The sequence below is a fragment of the Caenimonas sp. SL110 genome (genome assembly GCF_001044395.1).
GTDB lineage: Bacteria > Pseudomonadota > Gammaproteobacteria > Burkholderiales > Burkholderiaceae_C > Ramlibacter.
The window spans coordinates 1-21,746 of record NZ_JANU01000009.1 but is presented as its reverse complement, the minus strand read 5'-3'; the positions used below and the strand labels follow the sequence as shown (position 1 = coordinate 21,746).

General features: G+C 64.5%; 22 protein-coding genes. 12 read left to right on the top strand and 10 right to left on the bottom strand.

Annotation, left to right across the window (positions count from 1 at the left end; translation table 11 throughout):
* Positions 1-4: 4 nt before the first annotated feature.
* The 6 genes from clsB to AQ12_RS06210 are packed head-to-tail and all read left to right on the top strand — an operon-like array spanning position 5 to position 5,933.
* A complete protein-coding gene (clsB, locus tag AQ12_RS06235) occupies positions 5-1,231 on the top strand; it encodes a cardiolipin synthase ClsB (RefSeq protein ID WP_048439021.1) in 1,227 nt (408 codons plus the stop codon).
* Positions 1,232-2,254, top strand: coding sequence for a ligase-associated DNA damage response exonuclease (locus AQ12_RS06230; RefSeq protein WP_048439020.1), 1,023 nt, complete (start codon positions 1,232-1,234; stop codon positions 2,252-2,254).
* Positions 2,251-3,939, top strand: coding sequence for an ATP-dependent DNA ligase (locus AQ12_RS06225; RefSeq protein ID WP_048439019.1), 1,689 nt, complete (start codon positions 2,251-2,253; stop codon positions 3,937-3,939). Before AQ12_RS06230 ends, AQ12_RS06225 begins: the two co-directional genes overlap by 4 nt.
* A 34-nt stretch (positions 3,940-3,973) precedes the next feature.
* The gene (folE, locus tag AQ12_RS06220) at positions 3,974-4,693 is read left to right on the top strand and encodes a GTP cyclohydrolase I (RefSeq protein WP_048439018.1); all 720 of its coding nucleotides are present in this window, start codon (positions 3,974-3,976) and stop codon (positions 4,691-4,693) included.
* A gap of 2 nt (positions 4,694-4,695) precedes the next feature.
* Entirely contained in the window at positions 4,696-5,118 is a 423-nt protein-coding gene (locus tag AQ12_RS06215) for a BLUF domain-containing protein (RefSeq protein ID WP_048439017.1), read from the top strand.
* Positions 5,115-5,933 carry a DUF429 domain-containing protein gene (locus AQ12_RS06210; RefSeq protein ID WP_048439016.1) on the top strand — a complete coding sequence of 273 codons (819 nt, stop codon included), beginning with the start codon at positions 5,115-5,117 and terminating at the stop codon, positions 5,931-5,933. The genes AQ12_RS06215 and AQ12_RS06210 overlap by 4 nt, the downstream gene beginning before the upstream one ends.
* Here AQ12_RS06210 and AQ12_RS06205 read toward each other — a convergent pair.
* A complete protein-coding gene (locus tag AQ12_RS06205) occupies positions 5,879-7,579 on the bottom strand; it encodes a SulP family inorganic anion transporter (RefSeq protein ID WP_048439015.1) in 1,701 nt (566 codons plus the stop codon). The genes AQ12_RS06210 and AQ12_RS06205 overlap by 55 nt on opposite strands.
* A 97-nt stretch (positions 7,580-7,676) precedes the next feature.
* Here AQ12_RS06205 and AQ12_RS06200 point away from each other — a divergent pair, with 97 nt between their 5' ends.
* Positions 7,677-10,142: a ligase-associated DNA damage response DEXH box helicase gene (locus AQ12_RS06200; RefSeq protein ID WP_048439014.1), complete on the top strand. Its 2,466-nt coding sequence runs from the start codon at positions 7,677-7,679 to the stop codon at positions 10,140-10,142.
* On the opposite strand, the gene AQ12_RS06195 is transcribed toward AQ12_RS06200, so the two are convergent.
* From AQ12_RS06195 to AQ12_RS06165, 7 genes are all read right to left on the bottom strand, one after another.
* Entirely contained in the window at positions 10,143-11,294 is a 1,152-nt protein-coding gene (locus tag AQ12_RS06195; protein WP_048439013.1) for a putative zinc-binding metallopeptidase, read from the bottom strand.
* Positions 11,295-11,403: 109 nt separating this feature from the next.
* The gene (locus AQ12_RS06190; protein ID WP_048439012.1) at positions 11,404-11,718 is read right to left on the bottom strand and encodes a BON domain-containing protein; all 315 of its coding nucleotides are present in this window, start codon (positions 11,716-11,718) and stop codon (positions 11,404-11,406) included.
* A 104-nt stretch (positions 11,719-11,822) separates the two neighbouring features.
* The gene (locus AQ12_RS21960) at positions 11,823-12,314 is read right to left on the bottom strand and encodes a hypothetical protein (RefSeq protein ID WP_053076579.1); all 492 of its coding nucleotides are present in this window, start codon (positions 12,312-12,314) and stop codon (positions 11,823-11,825) included.
* Positions 12,311-12,691, bottom strand: coding sequence for a hypothetical protein (locus tag AQ12_RS06180; protein WP_238587664.1), 381 nt, complete (start codon positions 12,689-12,691; stop codon positions 12,311-12,313). The genes AQ12_RS21960 and AQ12_RS06180 overlap by 4 nt, the downstream gene beginning before the upstream one ends.
* A 24-nt stretch (positions 12,692-12,715) precedes the next feature.
* On the bottom strand, positions 12,716-13,036 hold the full coding sequence (locus tag AQ12_RS06175; protein ID WP_048439011.1) for a hypothetical protein: 321 nt from the start codon (positions 13,034-13,036) through the stop codon (positions 12,716-12,718).
* Positions 13,037-13,097: 61 nt separating this feature from the next.
* The gene (locus tag AQ12_RS22420; RefSeq protein WP_048439010.1) at positions 13,098-13,262 is read right to left on the bottom strand and encodes a DUF1328 domain-containing protein; all 165 of its coding nucleotides are present in this window, start codon (positions 13,260-13,262) and stop codon (positions 13,098-13,100) included.
* Positions 13,263-13,441: 179 nt separating this feature from the next.
* Entirely contained in the window at positions 13,442-14,797 is a 1,356-nt protein-coding gene (locus tag AQ12_RS06165; protein WP_048439009.1) for a CHASE3 domain-containing protein, read from the bottom strand.
* A gap of 90 nt (positions 14,798-14,887) precedes the next feature.
* Between AQ12_RS06165 and AQ12_RS06160 the strand changes: the two genes are divergently transcribed.
* Positions 14,888-15,520, top strand: a complete 633-nt coding sequence (locus AQ12_RS06160) for a response regulator transcription factor (protein WP_048439008.1) — start codon at positions 14,888-14,890, stop codon at positions 15,518-15,520.
* A 14-nt stretch (positions 15,521-15,534) separates the two neighbouring features.
* On the opposite strand, the gene AQ12_RS06155 is transcribed toward AQ12_RS06160, so the two are convergent.
* Positions 15,535-15,924, bottom strand: coding sequence for a response regulator (locus tag AQ12_RS06155; protein ID WP_048439007.1), 390 nt, complete (start codon positions 15,922-15,924; stop codon positions 15,535-15,537).
* A 194-nt stretch (positions 15,925-16,118) separates the two neighbouring features.
* On the opposite strand from AQ12_RS06155, the gene AQ12_RS06150 reads away from it, so the two are divergent.
* Positions 16,119-18,272 carry an AsmA family protein gene (locus AQ12_RS06150; RefSeq protein WP_082151427.1) on the top strand — a complete coding sequence of 718 codons (2,154 nt, stop codon included), beginning with the start codon at positions 16,119-16,121 and terminating at the stop codon, positions 18,270-18,272.
* Here AQ12_RS06150 and AQ12_RS06145 read toward each other — a convergent pair.
* Entirely contained in the window at positions 18,269-19,075 is an 807-nt protein-coding gene (locus AQ12_RS06145) for a GntR family transcriptional regulator (RefSeq protein ID WP_048439006.1), read from the bottom strand. The genes AQ12_RS06150 and AQ12_RS06145 overlap by 4 nt on opposite strands.
* Positions 19,076-19,178: 103 nt before the next feature.
* Between AQ12_RS06145 and AQ12_RS06140 the strand changes: the two genes are divergently transcribed.
* The 3 genes from AQ12_RS06140 to AQ12_RS06130 are packed head-to-tail and all read left to right on the top strand — an operon-like array spanning position 19,179 to position 21,631.
* A complete protein-coding gene (locus AQ12_RS06140) occupies positions 19,179-19,460 on the top strand; it encodes a UxaA family hydrolase (protein WP_048439005.1) in 282 nt (93 codons plus the stop codon).
* A 3-nt stretch (positions 19,461-19,463) separates the two neighbouring features.
* Positions 19,464-20,639 carry a UxaA family hydrolase gene (locus AQ12_RS06135; RefSeq protein ID WP_048439004.1) on the top strand — a complete coding sequence of 392 codons (1,176 nt, stop codon included), beginning with the start codon at positions 19,464-19,466 and terminating at the stop codon, positions 20,637-20,639.
* Positions 20,639-21,631 carry an Ldh family oxidoreductase gene (locus AQ12_RS06130; RefSeq protein WP_048439003.1) on the top strand — a complete coding sequence of 331 codons (993 nt, stop codon included), beginning with the start codon at positions 20,639-20,641 and terminating at the stop codon, positions 21,629-21,631. The genes AQ12_RS06135 and AQ12_RS06130 overlap by 1 nt, the downstream gene beginning before the upstream one ends.
* The last annotated feature ends 115 nt before the right edge of the window (positions 21,632-21,746 follow it).

Sequence of the window (21,746 nt, the reverse complement as noted above, 5' to 3'; positions counted from 1 at the left end):
GGCGATGGCGCAAAACCTTCCGGTCCCACGCGCGGGCCATCAGGTGCAATTGCTGCAGGGCGCGCAGGAGTACTTCCCGGCCCTGGTCGAGGCAATCGACTCGGCATCGCGAGAAGTACGGCTCGAAACCTACATCTTCGACTTCACGGACGCGAGTGTCGATGTGGCCTACGCGCTGGAACGCGCCTCGCGGCGCGGCGTCTCGGTCATGGTCGTGGTCGATGGCTACGGCACGCCTTCGCTACCGCCCGCGTGGCGCGAGCGGTTCCTGCAGGTGGGCATTCAATGGCGTGTATTTGCGCCGCTGGGCACTTTCGGCATGCTGTGGCCCGGCAACTGGAGCCGCATGCATCGCAAGCTGTGCGTAGTCGATGGCGAAGTCGCGTTTTGCGGCGGCATCAACCTGCTCGATGACTGGCACGACCCCAACCACGGCGCGTTGCAGGCGCCGCGATTCGACTTTGCGGTGCGGGTCACGGGCCCCCTGGTGGCGCAGGCCCAGGAGGTCATGGACCGGCAGTGGCTGCGCATGCAAGCCGCCAGCGACATGCGGCATGCGCGGCTCGCCGGCGCGCTGACTTCCCTTCGGGCTGCAGGCATCGGCATGCGCGGATCGCACGGCAACGGGGCCGCCCCGCCCGTACCGGGCCAGTCAACGCGAGCCGCACTGGTGCTGCGCGGTGCGCTTAAAAACCGCACCAGCATCGAGCGCGCCTACCGCAAGGCCATCGGCGCCGCCCGCAGCGAGATCATCATTGCCAATGCGTACTTTGTGCCCGGTGGAAAGATGCGTCGTGCGATCATTTCCGCTGCCCAGCGGGGCGTCACCGTGAAGCTCTTGCTGCAGGGGCGCTACGAGTACTTCATGCAGTACTACGCGGCCCGTCCGATCTACAGCGCGCTGCTGGAGGCGGGCGTCGAGATCCATGAATATTCGCCGAGCTTCCTGCATGCCAAGGTCGCCGTGATCGACGGGCACTGGGCAACCGTCGGCTCGTCCAATCTCGATCCGCTCAGCCTGTTGCTCGCGCGTGAAGCCAATGTGATGGTCGAGGACGAAGCGTTCGCATCGCAACTGCGCGCGCGCCTGATGCACGCCATCGAGCACGGAGGCCGGATCATGGATCCGCAGGAATTCAGCAACCGGCCGATGCGACAACGCGTGTTCGAGCGCGTGGCACTGATCGTGATGCGCGTGCTGCTGCTGGTGCAGGGAAAGAAGTATTTGTAGATGCAGACAGGCGACCTGATCGTCCAGCGGCCCGAGGGGCTGTATTGCCCGCCGGGCGATTTCTACATCGATCCCTGGCGACCGGTGGCGCGCGCCGTGATCACGCATGCGCACGCCGACCATGCGCGTGTCGGCCACGGCCAATATCTCGCGTCTGCTCCGGCTGAAGGCGTGTTGAGAGCCCGCCTGGGCGAGATCGACTTGCAGACGCTGCCATACGGTGAGCAGATCGTGCACAACGGCGTGAAGCTGTCGCTGCACCCTGCGGGCCACGTGCTGGGTTCGTCGCAGGTCCGGCTGGAACATGCGGGCCGCGTGTGGGTCGCCAGCGGTGACTACAAGGTGGCGCCCGATCCGACCTGCGCACCGTTCGAGGCGGTGCGGTGCGATGTGTTCATCACCGAGTCGACCTTCGGCCTGCCGATCTATCGCTGGGTCAGCGACGACGAACTCTTCACCGATATCAACGACTGGTGGAGCCGCAACCTGCTGGCCGGCCGCGCGAGCGTGATCGCCTGCTATTCGTTCGGCAAGGCGCAGCGGGTCCTGTCGGGTGTGGATGCATCGATCGGGCCGATCATCGTGCATGGCGCGGTGGAGCCACTCAATCGTGCCTACCGGGATGCCGGCGTCGACCTGCCGCCGACAAAACTGGTCACCGAGGTCACCGACAAGGCCGACCTCAAGCGCGCACTGGTGGTGTGCCCTCCGGGTGCTGCGGCGAGCACCTGGCTGCGCCGGTTCGGCGATGCCAGCACCGCATTCGCCAGCGGCTGGATGCAGCTGCGTGGTGCGCGCCGGCGCGGTGGATGGGACAGGGGCTTCGTGCTGTCCGATCACGCCGACTGGCCCGGCCTCATGGGTGCGATCGGCGCGACGGGCGCGCAGCGCGTCATCGTGACGCATGGAAGCATTCCCGTCATGGTTCGCTACCTGCGTGAGCAGGGACTGGAAGCAGAGTCCTTCGAAACCGAATACGGCGGCGATGCGGTCGAAGCCGACGTGGAGGCACCGGCTGCATGAGGAGCTTCGCCGCGCTGTTCACCGAACTCGACACGACGACGTCCACCAACGCCAAGGTCGAGGCGCTGCAACGCTACTTCGCACAGGCGCCTGCGCGCGATGCGGCATGGGCGGTGTACTTTCTCTCGGGCGGCAAGCCCCGGCAGGTGGTGGCTATGGCTTCGTTGTCGCTGCTGGCCTGCGAAGTGGCGGGCATCGAGCCGTGGTTGTTCGACGAGTGCTACCAGGCGGTCGGCGACCTGGCCGAGACCATCGCGCACATCTTGCCGCGTGATGCAGAACCTTCTGATATTGGCCTGGCGCAGTGGGTCGAAGACAGGCTGCTGCCGCTGCGGGGCCTCCCCGAAGCAGAGATCGCATCGCGCGTGCGCGCGTACTGGCGAGAGCTCGATCCGCAAGGCCGCTTTCTCATGACCAAGCTGGTGGGCGGTGGCTTCCGGTTGGGCGTGAGCAAGCTGCTGGTGCAGCGCGCGCTGGCGGCGCATTCGGGTGTCGATGCAAAACGTGTGGCGCAACGCATGATGGGCTACACCGACATCAAGGCGATGCCGACCGCCGAGCGGTTCGAGGCGTTGATTGCGCAGACGCCAGATGGTGAGCCGTCGCCCCAGGATGCGGGACAGCCTTATCCGTTTTTTCTCGCGCATCAATTTGAAGCGCCCCCTGAAGTTTTCAACGCGCGGCTCGGGCCTGTGACCGACTGGCAGGTGGAGTGGAAATACGACGGCATCCGCGGGCAGATCGTCAGGCGCGCAGGCCAGGTGTGGGTGTGGTCGCGCGGCGAAGAACTGGTGACCGAGCGATTCCCCGAGATCGAATCGCTGGCGAGCGAGCTGCCTGACGGCACCGTGCTCGACGGCGAAATCATGGTGTGGGGCGAGAGCGGACCCGCACCTTTCGCGCTGCTGCAAAAGCGCATCGGCCGCAAGACATTGGCCAGGAAAATCCTGGCCGATGCGCCTGTGACTTTCATGGCTTACGACCTGCTGGAAGAAGGCGGTGTGGACATCCGGGCGCTCACCCAGCGCGAGCGGCGCGTGCGGCTCGAAGCGCTGCTCGCCACCACGCGTTTCAAAATCTCGCCGATTGAAATAGCGCCGAGCTGGATCGAATTCGCGCGCATGCGCGAGCGCTCGCGCGAGATGGGCGTCGAAGGCTTCATGCTCAAGCGGCAGGACGCGACCTACGGCACGGGCCGCACCAAAGCCGATGGCCTGTGGTGGAAGTGGAAGATCGAGCCCATGACGATCGACTGCGTGTTGATCTACGCGCAGGCCGGGCATGGCCGCCGCGCGTCGGTCTACACCGACTACACCTTCGCCGTGTGGAGTCGCGCGCCACAGGACAAGGCCGAGGCCGATGCGGTGATCGAGGCGATTGCCAGGCGCGAGCCCGCGCAGCCCGGTGCGCTGCAGCTGGTTGCGTTCGCAAAGGCCTATTCGGGCCTGACCGACGAGGAGTTTCGCAAGGTGGACGCGATCATCCGCAAGTCGACGCTGGAGAAGTTCGGGCCTGTGCGCAGCGTGAAGCCGTCGCTGGTGTTCGAGCTGGGATTCGAGGGCATCAATCGCAGCCCGCGCCACAAGAGTGGCATTGCCGTGCGCTTTCCGCGGATGCTGCGAATCCGGGACGACAAGCCGGTCCATGAGGCCAACACCTTGCAGGACCTGGAGGGCCTGCTGTAGGGTTTTGTCCCCGGTGCTACCATTTCACATGCTTATGAAGGCCGAACCCACCGCCACCCTCAACCCCGACGACGCGGGCACGCCCGTGTCCGTGAAGATCCGCGAGCGCATACAGGCGGCGCGCAAACGCTTTCACGCCAACGACAACATCGCCAGGTTCATCGAGCCGGGCGAACTCGAATTGCTGCTCGACGAGGTCGAGATCAAGATGCAGGCCGTGCTCGACAGCATGGTCATCGACACCACGAGCGACCACAACACCAGCGACACGGCCCGCCGCGTGGCCAAGATGTACGTGAGCGAAGTGTTCAAGGGCCGGTACGTCAACCAGCCCACCATCACCGAATTCCCGAACGCCGAGCACCTCAACGAGCTGATGATCGTCGGCCCCATCACCGTGCGCAGCGCCTGCAGCCACCACTTCTGCCCGGTGATCGGCAAGGTCTGGATCGGCGTCATGCCCAACGAGCACACCAACGTGATCGGGCTGTCCAAGTACGCGCGCCTGGCCGAATGGGTCATGGGCCGTCCGCAGATCCAGGAAGAAGCCGTGGTGCAACTGGCCGACCTCATCATGGAAAAGACCCAGCCCGACGGCCTGGCCATCGTCATGGAGGCCAGCCATTACTGCATGGCCTGGCGCGGCGTGAAAGACATGGACGCCAAGATGATCAATTCGGTGATGCGCGGCGTTTTCCTGAAAGACCCGGCACTGCGCCGCGAATTCCTGGCCCTCATTCCAGGCAAGAACTGATCATGCTCGTACGCCTTCTCTATGCCAGCCGTGCCGTCGATACGAGCCCGGAAGCCATCGAATCGATCCTCAACCAGGCTCGCCAGCACAACCCCGAGATGGGCATCACCGGCATCCTCTGCTATGGCGGCGGGATCTTCCTGCAGGCCATCGAAGGCGGGCGCATGCAGGTGAGCGAGCTCTTCGGGCACATCCAGAAAGACGTTCGCCACAAGGACGTCGCGCTGCTGCACTTCGAAGAGATCTTCGAGCGCCGGTTCGGCGGCTGGAGCATGGGTCAGGTCAACCTGTCCAAGCTCAACCACTCCATCTTGCTCAAGTACTCCGAAAAGCCTGAGCTCGACCCGTACAGCTGCTCAGGCAAGGTCTCGTTCGCACTGCTCGAAGACCTGATGGCCACCGCCGCAATCTGCGGCCGCGTCTGAACGCACCCGTTCTCCTGGGCTGCGATTTTTCCAGCAGCCCGACACGCCGCAAACCGATCGTCATCGCCCTGGGGTCCCAGGCGGGCGGCCGCGTGGTGCTCTCCAGGCTGGAAAAGATCGACTCACTGCAAGCCTTTGGCCAGTGGCTGCAGGAGCCGCACGAGTGGGTCGGCGGATTCGACTTTCCGTTCGGCCTGCCGCGCGAACTGGTCGAGCACCTGGGCTGGCCGACCACCTGGCGTGAGTGCATCGCGCATTACGCCAGCCTGTCGCGTGCCGACATTCGCACCACCTTCGCGGCCTTTTGCGATGCGCGGCCTGTGGGCGGCAAGTTTGCACATCGCGCATTCGACAAGCGTGCCGGCTCCAGCCCGTCGATGAAGTGGGTGAACCCGCCGGTCGCGTACATGCTGCATGCCGCGCTGCCATTGCTGATTGATGCAGGCGTCGATATTCCCGGACTGCACGCAGGCGACGAGCGCCGCGTCGCGCTGGAAGCCTACCCCGGCCTCCTTGCGCGCGAGCTGGTGGGCAACCGAAGCTACAAGAGCGACGACAAGGCCAAACAAACGCCCGAGCGCCTGATTGCGCGCAAGGACCTCATCACTGCGCTGGAGCATGGGCAGACGCGCCTGGGGTTGCGGCTCAAGCTCACCCACGCGCAGCGCGACGCGCTGGTCGACGATGCGAGCGGGGACAGCCTGGACGCCGTGCTGTGTCTCGTGCAGGCGGCCTGGGCGCAGCGCCAGGGCGCGCCGCGCTATGGATTGCCAGAGGCGCTCGATCCGCTGGAAGGCTGGATCGTGACCGCCTGACTCAGGCGAGTGAAAGCAGCGAGCGCCTCGCCATCCGTGCGATACATGCGCAGCAGCGGCGAGTCGTCCAGCGCGCCGGCGCGCAGCAGCACCTTTTCAACCGGCAGCTTGATGCCGCTGATGTGCAGCGTGACGCCGCGCTCGCGCAGCAGCGCGCGGACCTGCTTGAACACCTCCACCCCCGTGGCATCGATGCGGTTGATGGGATGCGCAAACAGGGCGACATCGCGCACGTCCGGATGCGCAGACAACTGCTCGATCACGGCGCGCTCGAATGCGCTGGCCGATGCGAAGTCGAGCTCGTCGTCCATTCGCAGTGCGTACATGCCTGCGGCCAATGGCGGCAGTTTCCACAGGTGCCGGTCCCGCATGCTGCCGTCGGGGTGCAGTCCCACTTCGATGATGCGCGGATGCAGCCGGTGATAGAGAAAATGCGCGAGCCCCAGCAGCACGCCGGTGAGCACGCCCCAGTAGATTCGGGGCGAGGTGAGCAGGGTCACCGCAAAGGTGGCGATCGCGATCAGGGCTTCGACCCGGCCGAGGTTCCACAGCTGCGGCAAGGCGCGCGGCTTGAGCAGGCCCGCAACGGCCGCGACCACCACAGCCGCAAGAACCGCCTTGGGCACGTGATACAGCAGCGGTGTCAGAAAGAGCAGCGACAAAAGAACCACCGCGACGGTCACGATGGTGGCCCAACCCGTCTTGCCGCCGGCATAGAGCGTGATCGCCGAACGCGAGAACGAGGTGCTGGTTGGAAAGCTGCCTGAAAATGCGGACGCGAGCTTGGCGAGTCCCTGCGCGAGCAGGTCCTGGTTGTCGTTCCAGCGCTTGCCGTCGCGCTGCGATTCGATCTTGGCGCTGGACGCTGTCTCCAGAAAACTCACCAGCGAAATGACGATGGCCGGCACGATCAACGCGCTCATCGTTTCGGCGCCGGGCCAACCGGGCCAATAGAGCGACGGCAGTTGCGATGGCAAGGCGCCGATGATCGCGCCGTGGGTCGAGTAGCCCGACAGCCAGCTCACCAGCCCGGCGGCCGCCATGACAACCACGACCATCGGCACACGCGCAGCGTACTTCTTGCCCGCCACCAGCATGAGAAAACTGCACACACCGAATGCCAGCGCGCCCACATCGATAGCCGGGTGGTTCAGCAGCGCAACCAACGACCCCTTCACACCGATGAGCATCGGCAGCTGGGACGCAATGATGAGCAATGCCGCGGCCTGGGTGAATCCCAGCAGCACCGGTGAACTCACGAGATTGAGCACCCATGCAAAACCGCCTGCGCCAAGGGCGAACTGGATCACCCCCGACATGATGGCAAGCCAGACCGCGAGCGCGACCCACTGCGCGCTGCCGGGTTCGGCAAGGCCGGTGAGCGACGTCGCGGTGAGGATGCAGGTCAGCGCCGCAGGCCCGACCGACAGGCGCGTCGAACTGCCGAACATCACCGCGACCAGAGGTGGAAGCAGCCCCGCGTAGAGCCCGGTCACCAGCGGCATTCCGGCCAGGGCCGCATAGGCCACGCACTGGGGCACCATCACCAGCGCGACAGTGATGCCAGCGATGATTTCGTTGCGCATGAGCGCCGCGTCGGGGCGCGGCCATTTCAGGAATGGAAACCAGCGGTGGAGCGATGTCATCGAATCGGTGTGTCCTGAAACTGCATGGGGGTCTCCTCATGGGCGCTGAAAGGCCCGCACAATGCAATGCCCCACATTCTGACCTGACGACTCGACCATGCATCCCGCGCCATCAGAACCTCCTGTGCAGCAATGGTTGGCGCAGCGTGGATGGCAGCCCTTCGAGTTCCAGCGTGAAGTCTGGCAGGCCATCGCCGAGGGCCGCAGCGGCATGCTGCATGCCACAACAGGCTCGGGCAAGACCTACGCCGTGTGGCTGGGCATGCTGGGTGAGATGCTGCGCCGCCATCCGCCCGCCAGAGGCGCTGAGCCGCTGCGTGCGATCTGGCTCACGCCCATGCGCGCGCTGGCCTCAGACACCACTCGCGCGCTGGCCGAACCGCTGCGCGCCCTGGCGCCCGAGTGGACCATCGGCCAACGCACGGGCGACACGCCCAGCGCCGAGCGCGCGCGGCAAGACCGGCGTTTTCCGACGGTGCTGGTCACCACCCCCGAATCGCTCACCCTGATGCTCACGCGTGCCAACGCACGCGAAGAACTGCAGGGCGTCGAGTACGTCGTCGTCGATGAGTGGCATGAACTCATCGGTAGCAAGCGCGGCGTGCAGGCGCAGCTTGCGATTGCGCGCCTGTGGAAGTTCAATCCGCGACTCGTCGCGTGGGGCCTGAGCGCGACGCTGGGCAATCTGCAGGAGGCGATGGAGGTGCTCTGCCACCCCGGCCTGCAATCGCCCGACGCGCCTGCGCCCAGGCTCGTGCGCGGGCGCATCGACAAGCCGCTCATCATCGATACCTTGCTGCCGGTCGATCCGGGCAAGTATTCATGGGCCGGGCATCTGGGCGCGCAGATGAAGCAGCCCGTTGTCGATGAGATTGCGCGGTCGGGCCCGACGCTGGTGTTCACCAACGTGAGGTCGCAGGCCGAGATCTGGTATCAGCTGCTGCTGGAAGCCAGGCCCGAGTGGGCCGGCGAAATTGCGTTGCACCACGGTTCGATGGACAAGGCCACGCGCGAATGGGTCGAGCAGGGACTGAAGGCGGGAAGCCTGCGCGCAGTGGTCGCCACTTCGTCACTTGATCTGGGGGTGGACTTCCTGCCGGTGGAGCGCGTGCTGCAGATCGGATCGGCCAAGGGCGTCGCGCGCATGATGCAGCGCGCAGGGCGCAGCGGGCACGCACCGGGCCGCGCGAGCCGCCTGACGCTGGTGCCTACCAATACGATGGAGATCATCGAGGCCGCTGCTGCGCGCCGCGCCGCGTACGAAGGCCGTGTCGAGAATCGCGAGTCGCCGGACAAGCCGCTCGATGTGCTGGTGCAGCACCTGGTCACGATCGCGATTGGCGGCGGATTTCGCACGCAGGAGCTGTTCGATGAAGTGCGCACCGCGTGGGCCTACCGCGAGCTGACGCAGGAAGAATTCGAGTGGGCGCTGGCGTTTTGCGAGCGGGGCGGCACCAGCCTCACGGCCTACCCCGACTATCACCGCATCGTGATGAATGAAGAGGGTGTCTGGCAGGTGCCGGATCGCGGCATTGCCAGGCGTCACCGCCTGGGAATCGGCACCATCGTGAGCGATGCGTCCATGCAGGTGAAGTACATGAGCGGCGCCACCATCGGCACGATGGAAGAGGGCTTCATCTCGCGCCTGCGGCCCGGCGACTGCTTCTTCTTTGCGGGCAAGCTGCTGGAGTTCGTGCGGGTGCGCGAGATGGCTGCCTATGTGAAGAAGGCCGCGAAAACCAAGGGCACCGTGCCAACCTGGCAGGGCAGCAAGATGGCGCTGTCCACCGAGCTGGGCGATGCAGTGCTGGAGATGATGCAGCGTGCGTCCGAAGGCGATTTCTCCGAGCCTGAGCTGGAGGCGGCCCGCCCGATGCTGGAGACGCAGGCGCGGCTGTCACTGATCCCCAGGCCAGAAGCGGTGCTGGTCGAGTCGTTCAAGTCGCGCGAGGGTTTTCATCTCTACATCTATCCCTTTGCCGGCCGGCATGTGCATCTGGGACTGGCGAGCCTGCTCGCATGGCGGCTCGCGCGCGACCGGCCCAACACGTTCAGCATGTCGGTGAACGACTACGGATTCGAGCTGGTCAGCGCGGAAGAATTCGACCTGGAGCCGGTGACGAGCCAGCGTGTGTTCGAGACGGGTGACCTGCTGCACGATGTGCTCGCATCGCTCAATTCAACCGAGCTGGCGCAGCGGCGCTTTCGCGAGATCGCGCGGGTGGCGGGGCTGGTGTTCTCGGGCTACCCAGGGCAGCACAAGAGTGCGAAGCAGCTGCAGGCGTCCAGCGGCCTGTTCTTCGAGGTGTTTCGCAAGTACGACGAAGGCAATCTGCTGCTGACGCAGGCGCAGAAAGAAGTGTTGAGCCAGGAGCTTGAAATTTCGCGGCTGCGCGCCACGCTGGAGCGCCTGTCACTGCGGAAAATTGCTTATGCGCAGCTGCGCCATCCGAGCCCGATGAGCCTGCCGCTGATGGTCGAGCGCTTTCGCGAGAAGTTGACGACCGAGCAGCTGTCGACCCGGCTGGATCGCATCCTGCGCGATATGGAGCGGGACACCTGATCAGGCACCGCCCACAGCAGGCGCACTCATCGTCTGGCACGACGCAGCATCGACATCCCCCTGCTGCGCCAGCTGCGGCGGCGCATGGATCACGTCGTGCACGAACTTGAGTTTGGCGAGCGAACGCTTTGACAGCGCGAATGGATAAGCATCGTCCTGGCCCAGGCTGCGGTTCATGCTGTTGACCAGCAGCGTGAGCGGCATCCACTGATCGACCAGCTGATCGAAATCGGCCGACATGTTGTCGAAAGGGCTCGTCACTTCCTCCGCTTCATCACTGTCGTCGCCGGGCACGACCACGCGCGTGTTGTATGACGCTGCGGTTTCCAGCAGGTCGACCATGTGCAGGTAGTGCGCCCATGTCTCGGCCCAGTCTTCCCACGGATGGGACGTGGCGTACATGCTGATGTAGCTGTCCTGCCAGCCCTGCATCGCGCCGTTCGCGTAATAGGTGTCCAGGGCCGTGCGGTAGTCGATGGATTCATCGCCGAAGGTTTCCCTGAACGACTCGACGCGGCCCGATTGCAGGATCAGCCGGTCCCAGTAGTAATGCCCGGACTCATGGCGCAGATGTCCGAGCAGCGTGCGATAGGGCTCGTGCAGCATGACACGCCTTCGCACACGTTCCGTATCGTCTGCTTCCGAGATATTGATCGTGATCAGGCCGTTGCAGTGTCCCGTCATCACCTGGAAGCCGGGCTGGTCGGCGAGAAATTCAAAGATCGGTCCGTCCGTCTGTCCGTCCGGCGGCTCGACCGAAGCCAGCCCCAGCTTGGCCAGCGTATAGAACAGGCGCCGCTTGGCAGTCTCGATGCGATACCAGCGGGTGTGGTTCTCGGGCACCGAGAGGTCGGGCAGCACACGTGTCTGCCGGCATGACACGCACAGCGGGTTGGGGTCGGTGGACGGCACCGCAAAGTTGCAGGCCTGGTGCTGCACATGGTTGTGACACAGGCGATAAAAGCGCCCGGGCGGCTTTGTCCTGTTGCGCCGTTTGCGCTGGAGCGTGCCCTCCGGCTGGTCAGGCGCCGGTTCTACCGCGCACAGCGCCATGCGATGCGGCAGGAATGCCAGGTCGCTGCCGCACTGCAGGCATTGCACGTTTTCAAAGAACAGCGGATGGCCGCAGAAATCGCAGCGGAAGGTTTTCATGACAACAGGCGGACGATTTGTAAAAACAAAAAGGGCAGGCGTTTAACTGCCTGCCCTTTTGGCCGGATGCAGCGGGTTGCGTAGAGCAAGCCCGCTTGCCGGAAAGCGCTTAAGGGCGAACAGCCAGGTTGTTGAGCACCTGACGCACACCCCGGGTGTTGCGCGCGATGACTTCGGCCTGTGCCTTTTCCTGGTTGGACTTGGCAAAGCCCGACAGGGACACCGTGCCATTGAGCGTTTCGACCTTGATGGCGCCGGCGTCAACCGTGCGGTCATCGACGAACTTGGCCTTCACCGCGGTGGTGATGGCTGCGTCGTCGACGTAGGCACCAGGGGTTTCCTGGCCGCGAACGACTGCGCAACCGGTGGACACGATGGTGGTGGCTGCGACGAGGGCAAATGCGAGGGCTCTTGCGTATTTCATGAGTTTCTCCTTGAGTTGTTGAGTATCGGTTTCACGGTGCCCTGCTTTAAAACTCACCGGGGATGGCACCACGCCCCCCGGCTTGTGAACTGTGTGCTCTCAACTCATTCGTACGGTCGGCTGTCGCGGTCGAAGTCGGCTGCGGACATGGCCGACATCACCATGCTCGATAGTTGCGAGGACTTCAGGATTGCGACGACCAGGCCGGTCACCGAAATGAGGCGCCACGGACGTGCCACCACGATCACCGCGCCGAGCACTGCCGCAGCGCCAAGGTAGACGACGGGCCTGCGCGCGGCGAAGCTCGAAAGCATCGGCGTTGCAAGCTCAACACCCAGGTGAGCCGGGTGATGCCGCCACCATGCGCCAAAGGCACGTTGCCCGCTCGCATACCAGCGACGCGCTGCTGCTGCGCGCCCCGTGCCGCGCGGACCGCGGGCGGCTTGCGCAAGCTCGTCGCGTTCGTCCATGGGCGCGTCACTCGGTGCGCGCTTGAGCTGACCTGAACGGTCGTAATCTTCCGGGTGTTTTTTCCGGTGCACATGTTCGATGATGGCGAGCCTTGTGCGAGCGAGCTTGTCGGCCGCGTCGGTCACGTCCCTGCCCCAATCGCGCGCAACGCCTGTGCATCCGCATCGAGTTGCGCTTTCAATCCGGTGAAGGCGCGTCCGGGAAACTGCTTGCTCGCGATCACGGCTGCGACGATGGACGCCGCGAGCGCAACTGCGGGCACGACCACCAGCGTCCAGTGGAACTGTCCTTGCATGGCACCCAGCATGATCGCCACGCCGCCCAGCACCAGGAACACCAGCAGCGAGATGACTGCAATGCCCCAGGCCAGCACGCGGCGCGCGACATGCACGCCCACCGTCGATGCCTCTTCCTGCATCAGCGCGGCATACCCGGAGACATGGTCCATGACCAGTTCCGGCCGCGTGATCAGCACGGAAAAGATCGGGTGCACCATGGCCATGAAAGCGGAACCTTGTGGTCGATTTCAGTAGCGGTCGTTGTAGCGGCGAGCTGCAATGACAAGGCCTGCGACCACAGCGCCAATGGCAGCAGCGATCAGCGCGGACTTGATGGGCTCGTCGCGAACATAGCGGGAGGTCGAGGACGCGTAATCGCCCATCGTGCTGGCGCCGCGGTTGGCCAGGTCACGTGCGCCGTAACGCAGGTTGCGCGCGCGCTCGCCTGCCAGGTCCAGTGCATGGCTGGCAAATTCACGGGTCGATTCCAGGGCCTTGTCGGTGAGGCCGCGTGCTTCGTCAGCGTATCCGGTGGCGCCGGCGCGAATAGAGCGCATGTTGCTGTCCATGTTGAATCCTTGTGTGTGGGGTGGTGAAGAGTCAGGCGGTGGCGAGCAGCGGGCGGGCGCGTCAGCGCTTTTTGCCCAGGCTCATCACGAAGGCGACGACGGCCATGATGACGAAGACGAAGAACAGGATCTTGGCGATCTCGACGGCGCCGGCAGCGATGCCGCCGAAACCGAACAGCGCCGCAATCAGCGCGATCACGAAGAAGACTATGGCGTAGTGCAGCATCTTGTTTCTCCCAGCGGGCGTGCCCGTGTTTCGTTGTTTGAAACCCGTGCGATTTGCACGAGCCCTGCGGCAAGTGTGTGCCCTGACCTGATCAGTTCGAGATCAGCGGCAGGCGTGTGTATGTGTCGGCCAGTGCGGCGGACCCGTGCAGGAGGCGTCCTACAGTCAACAGGGCCGGATCAGGCGGATGCGGCGAGCTTGGGCATGACGGCCGCGATGCGTGTACCCTGGCCGGGCGTCGAGCTGACGGTCAGCTTGCCGCCGGCGGCTTCGACACGGTGGCGCATGCCGGCCAGGCCGTGCGTGGCGGTCCGTATGGAGGCGACATCGAATCCCTTGCCGTCGTCCCTGATGTCGACTTCGACGTGGTTGTCATAGTCGCGCACGCTGATCTCGACCTGCCTGGCTTCTGCGTACTTGCTCACGTTGGTCAGCGACTCCTGCACCAGTCGATACACCGTGAGCTGGCGCGATTCGTCCAGTTCCACCGATTCGAGGTCGGTCGCGACCTCGATGCCTGAGCGTTCCGAGAATTCGCGCGCCAGAATCTCCAGCGATGCGGTGAGCCCGAGATTGGAAAGTGATGAAGGGCGCAGGTCTTCGATGATCCGGCGCTTCAGGGCAATGCCGCTGTTGAGCGACTCGGTCAGGTGCACCAGGCGCTGTTCGACCTCGGGGGTCGAGGCCAGCGCCCCGAGGCGCGACTTGAGCCGCGCGACGTCGAGCTTGGCCGCCGTGAGCAAGGCGCCGAGCTCATCGTGCAGTTCGCGGGCCAGGTGCGCCCGCTCTTCTTCACGCACGTTCTGCAGGTGGGTTGCCAGTTGGGCAAGCGACGCGGTGCGCTCACGCACCTGGCGCTCGAGCATGTCGCGCTCGCGCTGCAGGGCAACCTGCTGCTGGTCTCCGGCGCGCTTGAGTGCCGTGGTCTGGCGCAGGTAGAGATAAAACGCAAGCAGGGCCGCCATCGTCACGGCTGCAATCCCGATGCGTGCCAGCATGAGCGAGCGGCGCACCTGCACCTGGCTGACTTCCATGCGCTGGGTCGCGGCATCGATCAGCCGGGTCGCCTGCTCACGGATGGCGTCCATGTGCTCCTTGCCGACATCGGTCATCAGCACGAACTTCCAGGCGTCTTCATTGCCCTGCTTTCGCATCCGCACCGACAGGTCCATCTCGGCCAGCTTGCGCTGCACGTTGCGGGTCAGTTGCGCGAGCGAGGCCTGCTCGTCCTGCGTTGGCGCATACACGTGGCGCAGTGCTTCCAGCTGCTCGCCGATGGCCGCAATGGACGCGTTGTAGGGCTCCAGGTACCGGGGGTCCCCTGTCAGCAGATAGCCTCGCTGGCCGGTTTCTGCATCGAGCACATGCTGCAAGACCCGGTTGAGCGATCCGCGTGTGCGCGAAGCCTCGGCGATGTCGTTGAGCGCCCGGGTGGACTGGTTGAATCCGGTTTCGTTGATCCCGATCAGGATGCACGCGGCCAGCAACGCCAGCGCGAGGCTGATCGCCATTTTCGGCAGGGACAGGGAGCGCATGAATGTCACTTCGGGCTTTACTTGTTGTGCATAGAATCGCTCTGGCGCGATGATGAGCTACGCTGCGCAGTAATCAAAGAGGGATACGAAATGATCAAAGTCGGGATTGTGGATGACCATGCCATTGTGCGTTCGGGGCTCAAGCAATTCTTCTCGGAACAGGTTGACCTGCGTGTCGTGGGCGAAGCCTCCAGCGGCCGCGAGGCCATCGACCTGGTCCGCACGACTGAACTCGATGTGCTCGTGATGGACCTTTCCATGCCCGGACAAAGCGGTATCGACGCGCTGGGCATGATCCGGGCCAAGGCCCCCGATGTCGGCATCCTGATCCTTTCGGGTTACCCCGAAGAGCATTACGCGATGAACCTCATCCGGCAAGGCGCTGCCGGATACCTCAACAAGGAATGCGAGCCGATGGAGATCGTCAACGCGATCCGCACCATTTCGCTCGGCCGGCGCTACATCTCGCCGGTCGTGGCCGAGTTGCTGGCCCAGCAACTCAATCGCAAGGAAGGCGGTGCGCCGCACGAGCTGCTGTCCGAGCGTGAGTTCCAGGTGTTCCTCAAGCTTGCCAAGGGCGAGACCGCCGGGGACATTGCCAAGGCCCTGTCGCTCAGCGTGAAGACGGTGAGCACCTACCGCACGCGCCTGATGGAAAAAATGAGCCTGGCCTCCAACAGCGACCTGACCTATTACGCCTTGAAGAACAAGCTCATCGACTGAGCTGGACGCAGCGCTCACGGGGCGGGGCCTGCGGCTTCGCTCATCGCCATGCAGTATTCGACGAGTGCGTCGATCTCGTTGGATTTGTCGAACACCGCATCGGCACCGAGTTCGGTGCAGCGCTTGCGCATGTCGGAAGTTGCATAGTTACTGAGCACCACCACTCGCTGTGAGGGCGAGCGGACGCGGATCTGTTCGAGCACGCCCAGGCCGCTGCCTTGCTTGAGGAACAGATCGACGATGGTGAGATCCCAGGCGATCGGGTTTGCGACCAGCCATGACTTCGCATCGCGTTCGTTTTCTGCCCATCCGAGCGCCTTCACGCCAGCGAGTTCCTCGAGCGTGCCGATCAGGTTCTCACGGATGGTGGCGTTGTCTTCGACGATAAAGGTTCGCAGTTGCACGGCTAGAGGGGCCCTCCAGCCCGAGGTCATTCTGCCAGTGGATGAGGGCCTGCCGGGTAGGATGTTTCCTACAGGTGGCTGTGTAGGCAATGGCCCACGCAAGGTGCCGAGCCGGGACGACCACTCAGCCTTGGAAACATGCCGACACTGGTGCACAGGTTGCCGCTGCGCAGCCGCACGAAGAACTGCGCGCCATGGAAGCACCGACCACCATCACCTTGCCTCGCGGCCGTCCGCTGTGGCTGAAGATTCTCGCGAGCCTTGCGGTGTTCGTGGCTCTTGTGGCCCTGGTCATTGCGTTTTTTCCATGGGACATCCTGCGCGAACCACTGAACCGTTACGTGAGCGGCAAGACCGGGCGCCAGTTTGAAATCACACGCCATCTGGACGTGAAGCTCGGGCGCACGACACGCGTCATTGCAGACGGCCTCGAATTTGCGAATCCGTCCTGGGCGCAAGACCCTTATCTGGTCAAGGCCGAGGGCGGCGAAATTCACGTTGAGCTATGGCCGCTGCTGCAGCGGCGCATCGAACTACCGCTGGTCGTGCTGCGCAAGCCGCAGCTCGGCTTGCAGGTGGAAAAGGACGGACGGCGCACCTGGGCGCTTGGCCGCGATGCAGCAGACCCTGCCAACCTCCCCACGATCGGCGCCCTGGTGATCGATCAGGGCACGGCGCACTTTGTTGCAACGCATCAGGGCGCTGACATCAAGTCAGATTTTGCGATCGATGGCGCCGGCGAAGGCGACCAGGCACAGATGCCGCTCTCGTTCAAGGCCAGCGGAACCTGGCAGAAAGAAAGATTCACCGCGACCGGGCGAACCGGCAGCGTGCTTTACCTGAGCGAGGCGACCCGGCGGCCTTTTCCCATGCGGGTGCAGGCGGTTGCGGGCGCAACGACCGTGAAGGCGGGCGGAACGGTCACCAACCTGGCGACCCTGGAGGGCGTCGACGCGAAGGTGGATATCCAGGGCGCAAACCTGGGCGACCTATACAAGCTGCTGGGTGTGGTGCTCCCCGCAACCCCGCGCTATGCGCTCAACGGCCAGGTGACCAAGCAGGGTGAAGTCTGGTCCGTGCGGTCGCTGCAAGGCAAGCTGGGCAACACGGACCTGGCCGGCGAGATGTCATTCGATCGCTCGCAAAGCCTGCCGATGCTCACGGGCAAGATCACCTCGAAGTCACTCGACTTCGACGATCTGGCTCCGCTTGTAGGCCTGCCCGAACAACCGCGCAGCGCGGCCGCATTGCCGCAGGTGGTCGTGGCTGGCAGCGTCGCAGTGCCCATCAAAAAACCCGCGCGTGTCGCTCGCGTCGCTGCTGGCAAGGTGTTGCCGACCGCGCAGCTCGATACCGCCCGGCTTCGCGCGATGAACGCCGACGTGACCTACAGCGCAGCGCGCATCACGCATGCCCGCCAGTTGCCGCTGGAGAGCATGGGCGTGCAGGTGAAACTCAAGGAGGGCGTGATGCTGCTCGACGTGCTGCGCCTGGGGGTTGCTTCGGGCACGGTGCGGGGAACGATCAGGATCGATGGCAACAGCACGCCGGCTATCGCGCAGGCGAACCTGGATGCGCGTGCGCTTGAGTTGGGCAAGCTGTTTCCGGGCCTGAAGATCACTAAAGGCAGCTTCGGGAAAATTCATGGCGATATCGACCTGAAGGGTCGCGGCGCATCGGTGGCCCAGATGCTGGGCACCTCGTCGGGCAATGTCGTCATGTTGATGGGGCGCGGCGAGATCAGCAACCTGCTGCTGGAAATTGCGGGCCTGGACGGCGCGGAAATCCTGAAGTTTCTGTGGGGCGGCGACAAGAACGTGGTCTTGCGCTGCGGCGCCGTCGGCTTCGATGTGAAGTCGGGCCTGATGGCCAGCCGTGCGCTCGTGCTCGACACCGAAGACACCATCATCTACGGCGACGGGAACGTGAGCCTGGCCAATGAGACGCTGGATTTCACACTGCACCCGTATCCCAAGGACATGAGCATCCTGAGCCTGCGGTCGCCGCTGAAGGTCAGTGGCACCTTCGTTGCGCCCAGGACCAGTGTCGACAAGGGCGCGCTGGCCGGCCGCGCGGGCGTGGCGCTTGCGCTGGGGGCGGTCAATCCGCTGCTGGCGCTCGCTGCGACAGTGGAAACCGGCCCCGGCAAGGATGCCAATTGCGATGCGATCCTGCGCGAGGCGGCTTCTCCGTATTCGGCCGCCAAGGTGGCAGCCCTGGCAAAGGCGCAGGCGCAAGGCGCCACTGCCACGGGCGCGTCGGCGCAAAAGCCTTCGTTTTTCGAGCGCCTGTTTGGACGCGCCCCCGAGCCAGCGGTGGCCCCGTCACCGCCCGCAGCCGTTCGCTAGCCGGACATCACCTGGCCGCGCTTGGCCAGCAGGCTCACGTAGTCGTGCGCAGCCGTGTTGATGGTCGACACCCGGTATTCCACAGGCTTGTCGCCGAAGGTCAGGGCCAGGCGGTGAACCTCCAGCATCGGCATGCCTTCGGCCACGCCCAGGATGCGCGCAGTCTCGCGGGTCGAGGCGTTGGCCCGCGCGCGTTCATGCGCCCTGAGCACCGTGATGCCGAACTCGGTCTGGTATAGGCTGTAGATGGTCCCGGTGCGTTCGAGATAGAGGCGCTCGGTCAGCCGGCTGAACAGGGCTGCCGAAATGGCAATGCGGTCATGGACCACGGCACGACCACCGAGCGACAACCGGTTGTCGATTCGCCAGACGGGATCGCCCCGGTTGATTCGCAGCGCAGCAGCCTCGGCCTCGTCTGAGCGCACGCGCGCAAAGCCCACGCAATCGACTTGCGGGTACTCCTGTTCGCGAATCTCGCCCTGCGTCGGGAATTCACCGCGCGGCTCGACATGAAAGAACTGGAACAGGAATCGCGCGTCGTTATGCTGCGCGACAAAGGTGCCTTTGCCCTGCCGCCTCACAAGAATGTTCTCGTGCACCAGTTCATCGACGGCCTTGCGCAAGGTGCCGATGCTCACGCCCATGGCCTGGGCGATCACGGTCTCGCTGGGAAGCGCCTCGCCGGGTCCGTAGCGCCCGCTTTCAATCACGCGTTGAAGCTCGCGCCTGGCCTGCCTGAAGAGCGGGCCCGGACCGCTGGCCGCGATCGGCTGCAGGCCGTGGGGAGCTGGACGGTATCGCATGGCGCGAAGTGTAGCGCGGCACGGGCCAGTCATCTAGATGACCCAATTGACAGGACGCGTACGCTCGCCAAAACTCGGCCCCTCTGCCAAAGGAGATCAACAGGTGATTCATTTCGTATTGCACGACGAACGCGACACGGTCGCGGTGGTCGTCGTTGAAGGCGTCAAGGCCGGCGCGCAGCTGTCCGGCTGGATGATGGACGACGATCGCACGGTGGACCTCATGGCCCGCCAGGACATACCCATCGGCCACAAGGTCGCATTGAAGGACATGGCCGTGGGCGACACCGTCGTCAAGTACGGCATCGACATGGGCAAGGTGGTCGCGCCTATCCGTGCGGGCGAGCACGCGCACGTTCACAACATCAAGACGAAACGCTGGTAAGCCATGGCAGTCATCAACAACGAAACCACATTCCTGGGCTACCGCCGCGAGAACGGCCGCGTCGGCATTCGCAACCACGTCATCATCTTGCCGCTGGACGACCTGTCCAACGCGGCCGCCGAAGCCGTGGCGCACAACATCAAGGGCGCGATGGCCATCCCGCACCCGTACGGGCGGCTGCAGTTCGGCGCTGACCTGGACCTTCATTTCCGCACCCTGATCGGCACCGGCTGCAACCCCAATGTGGCTGCGGTCGTCGTGATCGGCATTGAAGACGGATGGACGAAAAAGGTCGTCGATGGCATCGCTGCGACGGGCAAGCCCGTCACCGGCTTCGGCATCGAAGGCCATGGCGATCACGACACCATCATGCGTGCGAGCAAGGCGGCGCGCGAGTACGTGCAGTGGGCCAGCGAAAAGCAGCGCGAGGCCTGCCCGATCAGTGAGCTGTGGGTCTCGACCAAATGCGGCGAGTCGGACACGACTTCCGGTTGCGGGGCCAACCCGACGGTCGGCAATGCATTCGACAAGCTGCACAAGCTGGGCACTTACCTGTGCTTTGGCGAAACGACTGAACTCACCGGTGGCGAGCAGATCGTCGCTGCGCGCTGCGCGAACGACGCCGTGCGCGAGAAATTCATGTTCATGTTCGACCGCTACCAGGACGTGATCAATCGCCACAAGACGAGCGATCTTTCTGATTCGCAGCCGACCAAGGGCAACATCGCCGGGGGCCTGACCACCATCGAGGAAAAGGCGCTGGGGAACATCCAGAAGATCGGCAAGACCTGCACGGTGGACGGCGTGATCGACAAGGCCGAGTCGCCCACGCATCCGGGGCTGTGGTTCATGGATTCATCCAGCGCAGCCGCCGAGATGGTGACGCTGTGCGCCGCTTCGGGTTATGCCGTGCACTTCTTCCCGACAGGGCAGGGCAACGTGATTGGCAATCCGATCCTGCCGGTCATCAAGATCTGCGCGAACCCGCGCACGGTGCGGCTCATGAGCGAGCACATCGACGTGGACACCTCGGGGCTCTTGCAGCGCGAGATCAACCTCGACCAGGCCGGCGACCAGTTGCTCGAGTCGATGCTGCGTACCGCGAACGGCAGGCTCACCGCGGCCGAGGCGCTGGGCCACCGCGAGTTCGTGCTCACGCGCCTTTACGAATCGGCCTGATGGCGCGCCTGGGTTTTGATGCGGCGGTTGAAGTCGCCGCACGCGCCTTGAGGCAGGCGGGTGCCAGCGATGCGATGGCGATCAGCACGGCTCGCGCGCTGGTGCTTGCGCAGGCGCAGGGTATCGGCTCGCACGGCCTTTCGCGCGTCGCGCAGTATTCCGCGCACTTGCGAAATGGGCGCGCCAACGGCAATGCAGTGGCAGCGGTTGTGAAGCGCAAGGGTGCGGCGCTGCTTGTGGATGCCGGCCAGGGATTGGCGTTCCCCGCCTGCGACCTGGCCGTGAGCGAGGCGATCGCTGTCGCGAAAGAACTCGGCGTCTGTGTCGCAGCCGTCACCAACAGCCACCATGCGGGCGTGCTCGTCGATCACCTGCGCCCGGCGGCTGCAGCGTCTCTGGTCGGCATTGCGTTTGCCAATTCACCGGCTGCCATGCCGGTGGCGGGTGGTCGCAGGCCGTTGCTTGGAACCAATCCGGTTGCGGCGGTGTTTCCGCGTCCGGGGCATGACCCGTTGATGATCGATATGTCGCTGTCGGAAGTCGCGCGCGGCAAGCTCATGGTCGCGGCGAAAGAGGGGCGTTCAATCCCGCAGGGCTGGGCGTTGGACGCGCAAGGCAACCCGACCACCGATCCCCAGGCGGGACTGGACGGTTCGATGTTGGCCGTGGGCGCAGCAACAAGCCCCAAGGGCGCGATGCTGGCGCTGGTGGTGGAACTGATGGTGACCGCAATGACCGGCGCGCATTTCGGCTTCGAGGCCGATAACTTCTTCAAGGAAGCAGGCAATGCACCGCGTATCGGGCAGGCCTTCGTGCTGATCGATCCGGCGGCGCTGGCGGGCATCGATGTGTACAGCGAGCGCATGGAAACGATCGTGCAGGAGATGCTGGTCGATGAGGGCGTGCGGCTGGCAGGTGCCCGCAGGCTGGCGCTGGAGCGCCAGGCGAGGGTGGAGGGTGTTGAGGTGCCGGACGAACTGGCATTGGGTTGAAGCGGCCGTGATGTCTCTGGATGTCATGCCGCCGGATGTCATGCCCCTGGATGTCATGCCGGACCTGATCCGGCATCCACCGCGAAGCGGCGACTGCGCCTGATCAGAGATGGAT

Bases quoted from the DNA above. Each gene is read 5' to 3' on its own strand.
- clsB (WP_048439021.1), top strand. From the start codon at position 5: ATGGCGCAAAACCTTCCGGTCCCACGCGCGGGCCATCAGGTGCAATTG.
- AQ12_RS06230 (WP_048439020.1), top strand. From the start codon at position 1,232: ATGCAGACAGGCGACCTGATCGTCCAGCGGCCCGAGGGGCTGTATTGC.
- AQ12_RS06225 (WP_048439019.1), top strand. From the start codon at position 2,251: ATGAGGAGCTTCGCCGCGCTGTTCACCGAACTCGACACGACGACGTCC.
- folE (WP_048439018.1), top strand. From the start codon at position 3,974: ATGAAGGCCGAACCCACCGCCACCCTCAACCCCGACGACGCGGGCACG.
- AQ12_RS06215 (WP_048439017.1), top strand. From the start codon at position 4,696: ATGCTCGTACGCCTTCTCTATGCCAGCCGTGCCGTCGATACGAGCCCG.
- AQ12_RS06205 (WP_048439015.1), bottom strand. From the start codon at position 7,579: ATGACATCGCTCCACCGCTGGTTTCCATTCCTGAAATGGCCGCGCCCC.
- AQ12_RS06200 (WP_048439014.1), top strand. From the start codon at position 7,677: ATGCATCCCGCGCCATCAGAACCTCCTGTGCAGCAATGGTTGGCGCAG.
- AQ12_RS06195 (WP_048439013.1), bottom strand. From the start codon at position 11,294: ATGAAAACCTTCCGCTGCGATTTCTGCGGCCATCCGCTGTTCTTTGAA.
- AQ12_RS06190 (WP_048439012.1), bottom strand. From the start codon at position 11,718: ATGAAATACGCAAGAGCCCTCGCATTTGCCCTCGTCGCAGCCACCACC.
- AQ12_RS06180 (WP_238587664.1), bottom strand. From the start codon at position 12,691: ATGGCCATGGTGCACCCGATCTTTTCCGTGCTGATCACGCGGCCGGAA.
- AQ12_RS06175 (WP_048439011.1), bottom strand. From the start codon at position 13,036: ATGGACAGCAACATGCGCTCTATTCGCGCCGGCGCCACCGGATACGCT.
- AQ12_RS22420 (WP_048439010.1), bottom strand. From the start codon at position 13,262: ATGCTGCACTACGCCATAGTCTTCTTCGTGATCGCGCTGATTGCGGCG.
- AQ12_RS06165 (WP_048439009.1), bottom strand. From the start codon at position 14,797: ATGCGCTCCCTGTCCCTGCCGAAAATGGCGATCAGCCTCGCGCTGGCG.
- AQ12_RS06160 (WP_048439008.1), top strand. From the start codon at position 14,888: ATGATCAAAGTCGGGATTGTGGATGACCATGCCATTGTGCGTTCGGGG.
- AQ12_RS06150 (WP_082151427.1), top strand. From the start codon at position 16,119: ATGGAAGCACCGACCACCATCACCTTGCCTCGCGGCCGTCCGCTGTGG.
- AQ12_RS06145 (WP_048439006.1), bottom strand. From the start codon at position 19,075: ATGCGATACCGTCCAGCTCCCCACGGCCTGCAGCCGATCGCGGCCAGC.
- AQ12_RS06135 (WP_048439004.1), top strand. From the start codon at position 19,464: ATGGCAGTCATCAACAACGAAACCACATTCCTGGGCTACCGCCGCGAG.
- AQ12_RS06130 (WP_048439003.1), top strand. From the start codon at position 20,639: ATGGCGCGCCTGGGTTTTGATGCGGCGGTTGAAGTCGCCGCACGCGCC.